This window comes from Robiginitalea sediminis (assembly GCF_002198115.1).
GTDB lineage: Bacteria > Bacteroidota > Bacteroidia > Flavobacteriales > Flavobacteriaceae > Robiginitalea > Robiginitalea sediminis.
The window spans coordinates 252,030-267,173 of sequence record NZ_NGNR01000004.1; the positions used below are offsets into that span (position 1 = coordinate 252,030).

The 15,144-nt window shown below is 53.5% G+C and carries 4 protein-coding genes and 2 pseudogenes; all 6 read right to left on the reverse strand.

The genetic code is table 11. From position 1 onward, the window contains the following. Nucleotides 1-1,031, reverse strand: a pseudogene (locus CA832_RS13630) (hypothetical protein); the annotation flags it as partial. A 457-nt stretch (nucleotides 1,032-1,488) separates the two neighbouring features. After that, the gene (locus CA832_RS13635) at nucleotides 1,489-4,707 is read right to left on the reverse strand and encodes an FG-GAP-like repeat-containing protein (protein WP_158211941.1); all 3,219 of its coding nucleotides are present in this window, start codon (nucleotides 4,705-4,707) and stop codon (nucleotides 1,489-1,491) included. An 82-nt stretch (nucleotides 4,708-4,789) separates the two neighbouring features. Beyond that, nucleotides 4,790-8,518: a beta strand repeat-containing protein gene (locus CA832_RS13640; RefSeq protein WP_233131833.1), complete on the reverse strand. Its 3,729-nt coding sequence runs from the start codon at nucleotides 8,516-8,518 to the stop codon at nucleotides 4,790-4,792. 209 nt (nucleotides 8,519-8,727) lie between these two features. Continuing rightward, the gene (locus tag CA832_RS13645) at nucleotides 8,728-10,662 is read right to left on the reverse strand and encodes an OmpA family protein (RefSeq protein WP_088342192.1); all 1,935 of its coding nucleotides are present in this window, start codon (nucleotides 10,660-10,662) and stop codon (nucleotides 8,728-8,730) included. A 12-nt stretch (nucleotides 10,663-10,674) separates the two neighbouring features. Continuing rightward, complete coding sequence (locus CA832_RS13650; RefSeq protein WP_394335757.1) at nucleotides 10,675-11,619, reverse strand: PorP/SprF family type IX secretion system membrane protein; 945 nt, start codon at nucleotides 11,617-11,619, stop codon at nucleotides 10,675-10,677. Between the two features lie 5 nt (nucleotides 11,620-11,624). Next, nucleotides 11,625-15,028, reverse strand: a pseudogene (locus CA832_RS15315) (Ig-like domain-containing protein). Nucleotides 15,029-15,144 lie beyond the last annotated feature (116 nt).

Here is a 15,144-nt window from a genome sequence, read left to right on the forward strand (position 1 = left end):
ATCTCATCGATCGCATCCTGCACGTTGGTGGCCGTCAGGCCGCTGGTGGTGTTGTCGTAGGGGTTGGATGAAGCATTGGTGTCGATTACCTGGGTGGCGCCGCTCTCGTCAGTATAGGTGTAAGTACCGTTTCCGTTGTCAACCAACGTAGACAGGGAGGTGTCGCTGATGGTGGTCGTGTTGCCAGCAGCGTCGGTAAAGTCATAGGTACCGTCCCCGTTGTCGGTCAGGGAAACGGTTCCCGCCAAAGCGTTGATCTCATCGATCGCATCCTGTACGTTGGTGGCCGTAAGACCACTGGTAGTATTGTCGTAGGGGTTGGATGAAGCGTTTGTGTCGATTACCTGGGTGGCTCCGGATTCGTCGGTATAGGTATAGGTACCATCCCCATTGTCTATCAACGTAGAGAGGGAGGTGTCGCTGATGGTGGTCGTGTTGCCAGCAGCATCGGTAAAGTCGTAAGTGCCGTCCCCGTTGTCGGTCAGGGATACCGTTCCCGCCAGGGCGTTGATCTCATCAATCGCATCCTGGACATTAGTGGCCGTAAGGCCGCTGGTGGTATTGTCAAACCCTACTTCGGCTGCAGTCTGATTATCTGTATTATCCAAATAGGGGCTCAGGTCTACGCTGTTCCCATCTTCGATGGAAAGCGTATTGGCGTTGAGGCTCAGGTTCTGGTCATCCGTATTTACCGCTGCCCCGATATCGGCCATGGGAACACTGACCGTATTCCCATCGCTGTCGGTAAGGACCAGGTCCGGACCCACCACGGCAAAGCTCACATTGGTGGTATTGGAATCTGTGGAAGTCAGCTCCCAGGAATCCCCGTCCCAATAATAAATGGTACCGGTATTGGTGTTTACATAAATATCCCCCGTATCAGCACCGGTAGGGCTGGTAAGCCCCGGGGCGGTTACGGCTGTCCCGCTTAACACCTCGCAATTGCATTGGTCGGCGAGGTTCACCGTGGTCTGGCTGTAGGCCATCCCGGAGAACAACATGAAAAGCAGTAGTACACAGAGTTGTTTCATGGTACTGGTTTTGATCAGGAAAGTCTTGGTAGTAGTCATCGGAGCTGGTTAGTGCTTACCAAAAAGTATTACGTAGCGGTTCAATGCCGAAAGAGCGCTGATAATCTGGTCGCACCCAATCGAATTGCGATGGATGTGGCTTGGAATCTCGGTGTAGCTGTCTGGCTTCATTCGGTTTAATTTGGATTGGACTGAAATGAGTATAGTCCACTCTACCCTACAAAATTAGAGGGAAGCCCAGCGGGTGAAAATTATTGTTGTGTACTGGTAAAAATTCACAGTCTAACCCCCCTTTTTTGAAGTTAAACAGCCTATTTCTGTCGACAAAACGATGTTTTTTGTCGATGAAAGCATGTAGAACGGTCGCTCATCGACGAACGGAAGGGATGAAAAAACCGGGCCTGGGACCCGGTAATAGAGTAGGGATTCCAAGGGGATACATGCCCCTCTGGCCGTATTAATTCGGATTCACCCTGTAGGTAATCCTGCGGTTGGTTATCACCGATCCTACTTGAAGGGTCAACAAGGCTTCCGAAGAAATGAGTGGACCACAGATATATCCACTATTACCCACTAATACCCTGAAGCGCAACCCGTTTTTGTCTTGTCCGGGAATATTTACCTGTAAAGTACTGGAAGTAGCCCCTTGGTATTCCAGGCCGTTCGAAATAGAAACCCAATTGGATCCATCAAAATACTGCCATTGATAGCTAGTGGCCCCACTAGATGTTACGACTAAACTGGTGGTACATCCCAGACACGTCGACCAATCGGAAGGATGGTCGATAATGACAGGCACATTGCTGATTTCCCTATAATCTGGGGTTCCATTTCCATCTCCATCCACTGGGGCGCTATAGGCAGCTGCCGAAACCTGACCTGTTGAACCTACAGTGGGAGTACCGCTCCCATAAATCCCGTCATTATCCGGATCGGTCGAGAGATTGCCATACGCCTCGTTTGGATCTGTACATCCGTCATCATCGGAATCACCATCCAGATGGTCTTCAGTACTATCTGCATCTGTGTCAAGACTGCGACATGCCGAAAAGGAAAAGCGCAAGTCGTCAAAGTGCGAAAAGTCCTGAGAAGAATCGTCAATCTGACCATAAAAATATATCCTGAAGGTGTATGTGGTATTTGGCAGCATCCTGAATTCAGTTGAATCCATGATATCAAAGGTGGCGTAACCCGAGCCGTCATCCGTGGCCAGGACGTCATGCGCCAGGGTCTCATAGGTTGCAAAACCGTCATCTGAAACCAGTAAACTCATCCTGTATGAGTCCCCCACAGAAGGCTGGTACCAGCCCCAGGTGACATCGGTCAGAGCGGGGTTGATAACCTCGTCCGATGTCTGGTAGCTCACCTGTGCATATTCCCCTAATGAAAGTGCTTCGCCCAGGGATTCCGATGCAATATCCCGTAGTTGAACCGCACTATAGGGAATGGAAGTTGTGATTCCGCTAAATGTCATTTCCGAACTCGCAGATAAAACCCAAACGGAATAGTCCGGATCTCCAAATGTATCCAGGGCCAACGTACCCGTGGGAGTATTCAGATTCCATGCAAAATAGGAAGAAACAGCGTCCGAAGATTCTGTGCAATCCGAAAGGCCGTCGTTATCGTCGTCCAAATCACAAAGATCATTAATCCCATCCCCATCGGAGTCTACACCGGTGGGGTCCGCACAAGGTTCAAACAGGTATACCGTAGCAGTATCGTCCAATCCCAGGGCCGGACAGAGGGAGACAGTGGCATCGGATACCGTGTATGTAAAATTCGTGCCCTGAAAAGGCGCACCCCCAGCATACGTATACGTCACTATCCCCAAATTTACGTCGTCAATAGTTACTGTCCCTACGGCGGGCTGGGTAATACTTTCCAGACTCATTACTTCTCCATCCGGCTCGAAGTCATTGTCGAAAAGGGATATCTGAACGGAAAAAGAAGTCCCGTAATCGACGCGTATGTAGTCATCTGCGGCCACAGGAGCATTGAGGTTTTCGATAATTTCCGCATCCGTGGTAGACATGTCGAAATGGTTCGTTCCCGGAATGGTAGAAGGCTGAGCTACCGTAGTGGCTATAAGTCTGGTAATACCCTCGTCGGGATCATTAAAATTGGGGTAACGCACCTCGATTATATACGTTTCGGATTCGCCCAGTGGGAGACCGAAATGCACCAGCTCTGGTTGTTGTGTTCCATGTCCGAAAACGCCATTGACCTGACGGAGTCCACTGACGATATTGCCGGCACAATCGCGGATGAGGACATTGGTGCCAATAGCCACCCGACCCGGAAACCCGCCTGTATCGCCATTGGCCGCTCGGTCCTCAGTGACATTAACAAGCAGGTGATTATTACGATTGGCCGCCGGGAGATTGTTGATGAAAAGTTGATTGGTCCCGTTTATGTTCATATAAATATCAAGGTCCCCGTCATCATCCACATCTACCATGGTAGTTCCTTCCCCATTCTGAGAGTTGAAGGTTTCCGGATCCAGTGCAAACGTCATGGGACTGCCACTTCCCACAACGCCCGGGGCTGGCGTGGGGCTATTTAGTTGATTGATATATAGATAACTGCGGTTATTTCCTACCAATAGGATGTCAATATCTCCGTCGTTGTCTACGTCCCCACCGGCCAAGGCATCGATTCGGTTACTCGAATTCCCGGTATTGGTATTGGATGGCTGGGGCAGTCCGGGAAATACAGCAGCTCCCAGAGGGGTCCATATCCCGGCGCCGTCATTACGGAATATCTGAGTCAAATCGTTTTCGGTCCACACGGCATCGAGGTCGCCATCATTGTCCAAATCCCAGAGCCCGTTACCCCCTTTATTGTTGTTGTTGGCCTGGGCCAGATCAGAACCGTTGGTGAAAACCCCGCCCTGGTTCAGAAAAAAGTCGTTCTCATTCCGCTTGCGCATAAAGATATCCACCCAGCCATCGTCGTCCACATCGGCCGCCGTTCCATAATCTCCATCACTGGCAAACTGATTGAGTCCAAATTCTACCACCCCATTCCCATTCCCAGGGGTTATATGGGTAAAAAGGCTTGCGGCAGGCGGATTCACAACTGTGCTGGTGGTGTGGTCAATGTAGTTGTTGCGCAATAATTCTATTCCGTAATTATGGCTGTCAAAAAAGATATCCAGGTCTCCATCTCCTTCAAAATCAAAGAACCCTGCGCCTTCGGTATTCAGTGGGTTTATAGTAATGGTATGACTGCTGTTTTCACCCACCGTAATGGGCGCTGTTCCACCGGCACCATCCCCGAAGGTGCCATTGGCATTTTGAATATAGATCTGAATGGCTACCGTGCTACTGCTCGTACCGGAGGAATTCATAAGGAAGTCGGGGCGGCCGTCGTTATTGACATCTCCCCATGCAGCCTGGCGTTCTGCGCGGTCCGACAACATTCCGGGCACCAGGGATGCCTGCACATTGGTAAAAGTCCCATTGCCGTTGTTGCGCATTAAATAGGCTCTACTGGAGGTACTGTTGACTAAAACCAGTACATCCAGATCCCCATCCCTGTCAAAATCCGACCAGGCGTGTCCCCCGTCCTTTCCGTTTCCCAGGTCAAGATTAAATGCAGAGGCACTTTCGGTAAACGTAGTCTGGCTAAAGAGCAGAACTCCGGACCCAAAAAATCCCATCAGCAGGGTGAGCACTGCAGATCGGGTGGTTTTACTTATGGTTATTCCGGAATTCCTGGTCATGACTCTATGCCTGAGAACTGCGCCAAATGCTTTCTCAATTCGGATTCACCCTGTAGGTAATCCTGCGGTTGGTAATGATGGACTGGATACGGATTTGGGACATGGGTGCAAATTCCGAGGTACTATTCGATACTGTAGCAGTGGCCGTAATCCATTCCCCGAAAGTAGTTCCGGGCGCTATCGGGATCTGCACGTGGAAGCGGTTGGTCGTATCGGTATTGCCGTCCATGTCGGTGTAAGAGGAACTCCCGGAATCCAGGTCTGCCCCGGAACCTTCGGTTACGGTGCCGATATAGACCTGTCCTTCCCCATAATCCACCGTGTTCCCCAGCTGGTTATCCCCAGCCGAGGCTGTGCCCTCATTGATGTCGGTGAAGAAGAACTCCAGGATGGCACCCGGGCGGGAATAGCCTTTGATCACCACATCGGAGCCTGAGAGGTATACCGCGGTAATGATCGGGAAATTCAGCAGGTTATTAAAGCCGGAATCTGCATCCCCGGAGTCGTTCAGGGTAACCCCGTCTCCGTCGAGGTCAATCCCCAGGGCGTCGGAGACGGTACCATTGGCATAGAAGGAATTCTGGCTGAACAGGTTACCTGTGCCGCTCCCCGTGGTAGCCAGGCCGGCGCCGCCATTGGAATAAATGATATTATTACTCACGCTGGAATTGCTGCCGGCCAGCTCAAGCCCCATGTTTTCCGGTCCTCCCCCGCAATTGCCGGGGACCTGTCCGGAGCCTGTAATGGTGTTTTCCGTAATGCTCAGGTTCCCGGAGGAGGAAGCGGCATCAATCCCCAGGGAAGCCCCGTCCTCGATCAGGTTTTGGGTGATGGTAACGCTTCCTGCACCGCCCTCGATCCGGATATTATCGTCGCAGGTACCATCCCCGTTTGCGAATACATGGTTGTTTTGAATGATGCTGGAGGTGCCTCCGGCAACCAGAATACCCACATCTGTATTGGTTGCAATATAGTTGCCATCGGCCAGCAGGTCTCCCCCCTGGTTCTCGATCCCGAAATCGATATTACCGGCATTCGCCCCCGTGGCATCTACCCCAAGCAGGCTCGAGAGGACGCTGAGGGAGCCATTATCTATCCGGATCCCCGCATTGTTGTTGGCATAAACGGAAACATTGCGCACCACATTGTTGTTTCCTTCGTTTACCAGGACATCCCCGGCATTGCGGTGGATCTGGATTTCGGGCAACTCGTAATCCGGTAACAAAACGCCTGTGGTACCCACGGGAGTTCCCCCGGATCCTGCGGTCCCGGAATTGGTATCGCCGCTGTAGGCGGTTTGGGTGCGCCCGTCTATATGGATATTATCCCCGGTAAGGTCCGTGGGATCTACCCCGTTTGAAATAAAAATATCGAAATAAGAACCGTTAAACCCGCCATCGGCAGTCCGGCCCAGGGCATCGCCCGTTGGGGGAATCATGAAGACGGAAACATCCTGCCCTGCAGCGGGGTCAAAGATACCGTTGGCCTCTATGTCTATGCCGCTTTCGTCCAGGGCATTGGCATTTACGATGAACTGTTCCAGGGAACCCTGCCCCTCTTCATTGGTATTGACGATGGTGTTAAAATTGAATCCGAAATGGATGCCCCCGGTCCCGCCCCCAAGGATAAGTACAGGAGAGACGGTCTGTGCCCCGGTAAGGGTGCCGGCGCCTGCATCTGCGGTAGCGGCTGGATTGGCCCCTCCCACTTCGTTGGTTACCGGCGTGGGAGACCCCCCGGAGAATTCGGTTCGGAAGGTTTGGACGGCATAACAGTCTGTGCAACCCGTACCCCCGGCCCGGGTAGATCGGACCGATTCATTCAAAACCCGGATCCGGTAATTGCCGTCTGCCATCCCCCCAAAGGAATAATCCCCGCTGGTATCGGAAGTGGTGGTGGCCTGCAAGGTACCCAGGGCATCGTACAATTCTACCGTGGCGTTGGGGATTCCCACGCCCCCGGAAGCCACCAAGCTGCGGCCTGCACCGCCCGGATAGTTCAGGTCTTCGAAAACAGTTCCGGATATCAGGTTGGAAGGCACCCGGATGACCACAGCCGAGGAGATAACAAGGTCCTGGCCCACATCCACATTGGCGGTAACCTGGGTGTCCAGCGGGTTCACAAAGGAGGCAATATCGTAAGTATCGAGGTCCAATCCGTAAATACCTGTGTTGTTTACCCCAGCCAGTTCATCGTATACGGTGGAGTTATAAGCATTATTGCCCGTCTGCCCCCCATCCCCGCTCAGGATAAAATTAAAACCAAGCTGGTTTGTAATAGAGAGTTCCTCCGGGTTGGTCGATCCGCCGCTGGAGCCATCGAGGGTATCATCCCCTTCATACGAGAGGAAGGTGGCTTTACTTCCGGCTGCGCTAATGGCATAAAAACTATCGAGGGTAAAGGAGGTCCCGGCATTCTGGGTCACATCAAACCCATAATACAGGTTAATGGTGGAGGCCGGCAGGCTGCCTTCCTCGTAGAACACCATCAAGGACCAGGCCCCGAGCACCGTTGCCGTACCGCAATAGGCAGCAGAGGTATCGATGTCCAGGTCGGTCATGTCGAAGGTATTGGCCATTGGGTTGGGAATACCCGAAACTATACTGGTGACATCGGCCAGGAAGCCGTAAAAGGTACGGCCGCTAAAGCCGGCGCTGTACGCCAGGTTAGCCGCCACATTCTGTCCTTCAAAGGTCACCTCGGAATCCGGGGTAGCCCCGGAGTGGGACCAGAACAGATAGGCCACCTTAATGGTCGCCCCAACCGGAATGCCAGCCGTAAGGGTTGCATTGGATGTGGAGGTTATGGCACAGGGATCCACGTTGTTATGTGCTGTACGGAAACTCCCCCCCGCGGTGGTGTAATCATAATTCCCGTTCAGGTTCCGGTAGAGGGACAGGGGCACATCGTCCAGGATCACTTCATTGTCCGTAATGGTAGCCGTGCCGGTATCAGAAATCAGGACAGACGGGTCGGAGGTGCCGGTCAATTGGACCTCAAAGGCCTCGTCGCCCTCGTAGAGGGTGTCGTCAGTAATGGGTATAATGATAGTTTCGGTATCCCCCACCGTTCCGGAAAAGCTAAGGGTCCCGCTTGAAGCCGTATAGTCGGCTCCTGCAAGTGCCGTTACATCGGCCGTCGTATAGGTTACTGTAAAGGGCCCGCCGGCACTTACCCCTGTATGGGTTGCTGTAAGGGTGACCGTCCCGGCCCCCTCATCCACCGTTACCTCGTCCAGGGTTATGGCCGGGACAAAAGTCGCGGTAAATTGGACGTTGTCTATGAAAATGGTTTCCGAAGTACTCCAGCCACCACTGGCCGTAACGAATTGGATGGAGGCATCCGCATTACGCTCGGCGGCCGTCAGGGTGTAATTCAAAGTCCCGGAGCCACCAAGGAAGGCCACCGTATTGTACACAGACCCATCCCATAATTGCACCGCAATGGTTTCATTTCCGCTGGTCCGGTTAAAATCCAACGTCAATGTGGCACTGGTAGCCCCAGCCAGGTTGAGGTCCCTGCTAATGGTGGCGCCATCCATATTCTGAAAACGGAGTTGGTTGCTGTTGATTTCAATGCGCCCACCTGATGGGGAATTATCATCCCCTTGCTCAGCCCAGTCCGTACTAAAAGACTGGGTACCATTATTCTGGGAATATGAAACAGAGGAAAACGTGTCCCGGAAGGTCTCCTGACCCTGCAAGGCGGTCATGCCGAAAAGGCAGAAGGCCATCCCTACGATTCCCTTGATGATTATTTTCATGGTTACTCCAATTGCGTGCGGGGTGTCTGGAGAAAACACACCACGCAAACAAATGTAACTGACCCCTCGCGGCCCCTTAAACTTTTGTTGTGAAGTACCTTTATTGTAGGGTGAAGGGTTCCTAACATGGGGTTAGGCCCTAAAAAACCCCGGGATTCCCGGGGTGTTATTGGTCGATAAGCGCCCTGTGAACAGGACTTCTGAAGGGGTCAATCCTGGATGATAAACTCGGAGCGGCGGTTGAGCTGGTGCTCGGCTTCCGTGCAGCTTACCCCATCGTCGCAGGCATTGATCAGGCGGGTTTCCCCGAACCCTTCCCCATTGAGGCGGTCTGCGGAAATCCCCTTGGATATCATGTAGTTGACCGTGGCTTCGGCCCTTTTTTGCGAAAGCCAGAGGTTATAGGCATCGGGGCCGCGGCTGTCCGTATGGGAATTAGCCTTGATTTTAAGGCTGGGGTATTTCTCCATGGCCGCAATCACTTTCTGGATTTCGATTTCGGCATCCGGGCGGATGTTGTATCGGTCAAAATCGAAGTAGATGGTACTGAGCTGCAACAGCTTGGCTAAATCGTCGCCCAGCCCGGCAAGTACGTTTTCCGGTTCCAGGTAGAAGTCCACAATACGCGGCTTCCCGTCCGACGGCTCGAGGAACTCCTCGGAAGGGATATACTGGTCCCGGGTTGCCCGGATAAAGTTGCCGCGGTTGCAATCCACAAGGATTTCATACTCCCCGTCTGCATTGGTGATGCTGCTGCTTACCTCGTTGTTTTCTTCGTCGATCACCCTGATGGTGGTCCCACTCAGGGGTTCGTTGCTAAAGCGATCCCGCACGGTACCGGTTATCTTCTGGATGCAGTCGAATTCCAGGGCCTGTTGTTGCCTGAAGGCATAGATGTCGTCATCACCCATACCTCCCGGGCGGTTTGAGGCAAAGTATCCCAGGCTGTCCGATATAATAAAGGTGAAATCATCCATTTCGGAGTTTACCGGCCGCCCCACATTCTGGACTTTGCCCCCATAGGGCAGGTACTCTATCTTCGTGGCAAAAATATCCAGGCCGCCCAGCCCAGGGTGCCCGTCCGATGCAAAATAGAGGACATTGTCCGCCGAAACGAAGGGGAAGGTCTCCCGGGCCTCCGTATTGATTTTAGGACCCAGGTTTTCCGGGGAACTGAAGGTTCCATCTTCCCGGATCTGGACCCGCCAGAGGTCGGATTGCCCGCGCCCTCCGGTCATGTCGGAGGCAAAGTACAGCACCTTGCCGTCCGGGCTCAGGGCAGGGTGGGCTACCGAATAACTATCATCGTTAAAGGGGAGTTCCTCGATGGAGGCCCAAGCCCCATCTACCTTCAGGGCCCGATAGATCTTGAGCCGCACCACCCCTTCATTGTCAGAAGCCCTTTTGTTTTCCACCAGGTTGTTACGGGTGAAATAGAGGGTGTTCCCATCGGCACTGAGGGCAGAGGTCGATTCGTGGTAGCGGGAATTGACCCCGTCCACTTTGGTAACCGTGCTTCCCTTACGGGTAAGGGAGTCTACCCGGTAAAGGTCCAGGAAATCGCGGGCATTCCAGGTATGGCGATAGCGTGCCAGGTTGCCTGTATCCCGGTCTGAGGAAAAAATAAGGCTGCTGTCCGGACCAAAAGCCGGGGCAAAGTCGGAATAGGAAGAATTAAAATAAAAGGTGTCCAGGGAGCCCCGGCCCGAGTTTGCTTCGATAGACGCCAGATAGTCCTCCCGGGCTTCGTACTTCTGTACCCGGGCATCGGTCAGGGACCTGCTTTTCCGGGCAAATTCGGCCATCATATCCGAGGCACGGCCTTCCTCCCCCAGGCTTTTCAGGGCCTGGGCGAACCGGAAATAATACTCGGCTTCCGCGTCCCCGCTAAAACGGCTTATGAGGCTGTCGTACACCTGGGCTGCCTGGGTATATTCCGCATTAAAGTAATAGGTATTGCCCAGCTTCTTCAGCATCTCGGCATCCATATAACCCCGGTCGAATACTTTTTGGTAAATATCCTGGGCCAGCTTGAAGGAATAACGCTCGTATTGGCTATCGGCCCGGTCCAGGGCCCTTTCCTGTGCGATTAGGGTTGTTCCTGAAAGGAGAAAAAAAGTAAAAAGGCGGTAAATGGGCTTCATGGTGGAGGGCCTTTAAAAGAATCGTGGCGAGATTAGGCGTTCGAAGGAACGGACGAGTTCCCAGCGCAGGAAGACCTCAAAAGAACCGTCATTAAACTGCGTGCCGCCCAATTCTGTGGTCTCCCGGTCGTACGCCAGCCCTATCATGAGCTGTTCGTTGAGCTGGAAGCCTACCAAACCGCTTATGGCGGCATCCCAGCGGTACGCTGCCCCAAAGGAGAATTTCTCATTAAAGAGGAAGCTCGCCGAGAGGTCCAGTTGTAAGGGTGCACCGCTTACTACCTTGGTGAGCAGGGCGGGTTTGAATTTCAGGTTCCCGTTCAAATCAAAGACATACCCGGTGATCATATAGAAGTTAATCCGGTCTGCAGACAGGAAGGTCTCCTCAGAGCCCGCCGAGTTGTCGAAGTGTTCGGACTGCAGCAGGTTCGGGGCCGACAATCCGGCGTAAAAACGGTCTGTATGGTAGTAAATACCCAAGCCGAAATTCGGGGTAAACCTGTTGTCGATGTTGTCGGCATCCACAGTTTCTTCCTGAAACTTGCGCAGGCCATTAAAATCGAGGCTCAGCAAGTTCCCGCCGGCCTTAAGGCCAAAAGACAGACGTGCATCCCGGGACACATCGATGGTATAGGAAACCACCGCATCGATGTAGGTCTCCTGTACCACCCCATCGCCAATATTGTCGTTAACGATGGAAATTCCATACCCCACCCGAGAATTCCGGATGGGCGAGTGCAGGTTGATGGTAAAGGTTTCCGGGGAGCCTTCCAGACCCACCCACTGGGAGCGATAGAGCGCAGCCAGGCTCAGCTGCCCCCGGGACCCTGCATAGGCCGGGTTTACGCTCATGGTATTGTACATATACTGGGTGTACTGGGCATCCTGCTGGGCGTATAATCCCAGGGCTCCTCCCATCAGGAAAAACAGCAGCAGTAGTCGGAATTTCGTATGCATCATCATTATTTATTGCCGATATAGATATACCCGCTTTGGGTTTCTTTACGCCCGTTAAGCTCGTAGTCAAATATATAGAAATATACCCCGGTGGGCAGATAGTCTTCCACACTTACGGTAGAACGCCCGCGGGAGCGTCCGTCAAAGACATTGAACTGGTTATCGTAATCCTTCCCTTCATAGACGGCAACCCCCCAGCGGTTGAAAATACGCAGGGAATTATTGCGCGCCAGTTCCACATTCTGGATGAAAAGGAAGTCGTTCCGGCCATCCTGGTTGGGCGTAATCAGTTCAAATACGATAATGGCGGTATCCTCATCAGGAGTGACCTCCACGGTTACAATGGCGGTGTCACAATTGTCTTCCGAATCGCAAAGGGTATACGAAAAGGTATCGATACCGGTGAAATTAGTGTCTGGTATATAGGTTATCGTATCGTCGCTCGGGTCATTAGGCGTTCCATTGTCGTCCACCGTTACCGTACCATTGGCCGGGTCTGTCACGGTCAGGGTACCTGTTGTGGGAACATTTACGTCATTGGCCAATACATCGATATCAACCGGGGTGTTTACCGGGGTGGTGACGGCATCGTCCACAGCATCCGGTAACATGTCCGAATCCCCTACCGAAATCGTGACAGTAGCTGTGTCGCAGCGACCGTCAGCATCACAAAGGGTATATTCAAAAGAGTCTGTTCCCAGGAAATCCGGATTCGGGGTATAGGTTACCACATCGTCGCTCGGGTCATCGGGCGTTCCATTGTCGTCCACCGTTACCGTGCCATTGGCCGGGTCTGTAACGGTCAGGGTACCTGTTGTGGGAACATTTACGTCATTGGCCAATACATCGATATCAACCGGGGTATTTACCGGGGTGGTGACGGCATCGTCTACGGCATCCGGAAACATGTCCGAATCCTCTACTGAAATCGTAACAGTGGCTGTATCGCAGTTACCGTCAGCATCACAAAGGGTATAGTCAAACGTGTCTGTCCCCAGGAAATCCGGATTCGGGGTATAGGTTACCACATCGTCGCTCGGGTCATTAGGCGTTCCATTGTCGTCCACCGTTACCGTACCATTGGCTGGGTCAGTCACACTCAGGGAACCATCAGAAGGTACATTGATATCATTGGCAAGCACATCAATTTCAACCGGGGTGTTTACCGGGGTGAACGCATTGTCGTCTATCGCATCCGGGAGGTCACATCCCTCACAATCCGGATCCAGATAATCGGGCGTGCCGTCCTCGTCCGTATCGTCGTTGGTCGGGTCGTCGTCCCCGTTCGGGTCTTCCTCATCGGTGGGCGTCCCGTCCCCGTCGTCGTCCGCATCCCGGTAGTTCACGTCTTCTGTGCCATCNCATCCCCGGCGCCTTCATAGGCGTCGTCCAGACCGTCCTGGTCGGCATCCTCCCCGCTGGGCGGGATGTAACCTTCCGTGGGCTGGCCCTCTACGTTGTCCGGGATCCCGTCGTTGTCCGAGTCAATATCCAGGTGGTCGGCAAAACCGTCCCCGTCGCTGTCCTGCGGGTTGGTAAGCGGGTCGTCATCCCCGTCCGTGTTCGGGTCCTCCACCGTATCCAGGATGCCGTCGTTGTCGTCGTCCAGGTCAATGGGGTCTACCACTCCATCCCCATCGGTATCCGGCGGGCCGGGGTTATCCGGATCCAGATAATCGGGCGTGCCGTCCTCGTCCGTATCGTCGTTGGTCGGGTCGTCGTCCCCGTTCGGGTCTTCCTCATCGGTGGGCGTCCCGTCCCCGTCGTCGTCCGCATCCCGGTAGTTCACGTCTTCTGTGCCATCGGTATCCGGCAGGTCATTGGCCGGGTCGTCGATCTCGTCGTTCACATCGAAGCCGTCGTCCACATCCGAGCCTTCGTATCCGTCGTCCAGGCCGTCATTGTCCGTGTCCGTGCCGGTAAAGGTCCAGTCCGGCTGACCGTCGAAGTTAAAATCGTTCCCCTCGTTGTTGTCCGGAACCAGATCATTGTCTGAGTCCTCGTCCAGGTAATCCGGCGTGCCGTCTGCGTCGGTATCCTCAGGGGTTACCCCTTCATCCCCGGCGCCTTCATAGGCGTCGTCCAGACCGTCCTGGTCGGCATCCTCCCCGCTGGGCGGGATGTAACCTTCCGTGGGCTGGCCCTCTACGTTGTCCGGGATCCCGTCGTTGTCCGAATCCAGGTCCACCCGGTCCGGCCACCCGTCTCCATCCGAATCCACGTCCTGGTTGAAGTTTACGGTTTGGGGGTCCTCGAAATTATCGAGGCATGAAAACTGTATCCCGGATTGCCGGGCAACAGAGGTAGTGAAATTGCCGGTAATGGAAGCCTGTATTCCAAAGCGGAAGACAAAGGTGGAAATGTCCACAAACTCCACCGCCAGGTTAACGCTCGGGACGCCATTGGATATGCCGTCATATTCCTGCGTTCCCCCGTTTATCAATAACCCCCCTACGGTATTGTTAATCACAATCTCGGTGGGGTTGTCGAAGGTGTAGGAGGCAGGAGTGTCAAAACGGTTAAATTCCTGGTATTGGAGGTTTCCGTCCACGTCCAGGAAATTTGCGATAAGTTCCGGCAAAACCTGCGGGGTATTGGTTCCGGAGACCACCAGGGTAATCCGTAAGTCGGCATACGGCCGGCGCTCAGTTGCCGATGTGGTAAAAAATATCTCTGGTTTAAAGAATTCCGGGTCTACTGCATTCTGGTCCAGGAAGGCGATTTCTGCCCCGTTCAGGCGCTCAATGGCAACCAGGGCGTCCAGGCCGGCCCCAATATTGGGGAACCGGTAAACCGAACCTTCAGCAAGTGCGGTTCCGCTTTCCAGGACAGGCTCCTGGTCGAACCTCAGGTTAGGCACTGTGCTGCAATCGTAATCGGTACTTAAGGTACTGGACTCAACCCCGTCCAAAATGCCGTCATTGTCGGAGTCCGGATCGCGATAATCCGCCACCCCGTCGGATTCTGTATCTACCGGGGTAAGGCCTTCGCCGCTTCCCGGGCTGCTTTCATAGGCGTCATCCAGCCCGTTCCCGTCTGTATCCAGGCCGGAAGGGACCACTATGGCAATAGCAGACTGGGCCTCGGTGTTGTCTGGAATACCGTCGTTGTCCGAATCCAGGTCCTTGTAATCCGGAATCCCATCGCCATCCGTGTCTGTGGGTTGCGTTGCCGGGTCCCCATCGCCGTCCGTATTTGCGTCTTCCACGATATCCAGGATACCGTCGCCATCGTCGTCAATATCAAATTGGTTCTGAATACCATCCCCGTCAAAATCCAGGGTGGGGTCCGAATTAAACCACATGGGGCCATCGAAGGCATATAAGAATAGGGCTGCCGATAAAACAAACGGCAATACCCTTAAGGAATAAAGGCGATTCCTGAGGGGCGTAGAGGAAAGCTTCACCATAGTTGATCGTTTAGGAATAACGGTCACCACGGCATGGTAGGTCAGGTTGGTGCAAAGGACTTGGGGGGTCCGTTTTGCACTACGCAATATAGGCGGAATACATGGCCCCTCCAATG

Bases quoted from the DNA above. Each gene is read 5' to 3' on its own strand.
- CA832_RS13645 (WP_088342192.1), bottom strand. From the start codon at position 10,662: ATGAAGCCCATTTACCGCCTTTTTACTTTTTTTCTCCTTTCAGGAACA.
- CA832_RS13640 (WP_233131833.1), bottom strand. From the start codon at position 8,518: ATGAAAATAATCATCAAGGGAATCGTAGGGATGGCCTTCTGCCTTTTC.
- CA832_RS13650 (WP_394335757.1), bottom strand. From the start codon at position 11,619: ATGCATACGAAATTCCGACTACTGCTGCTGTTTTTCCTGATGGGAGGA.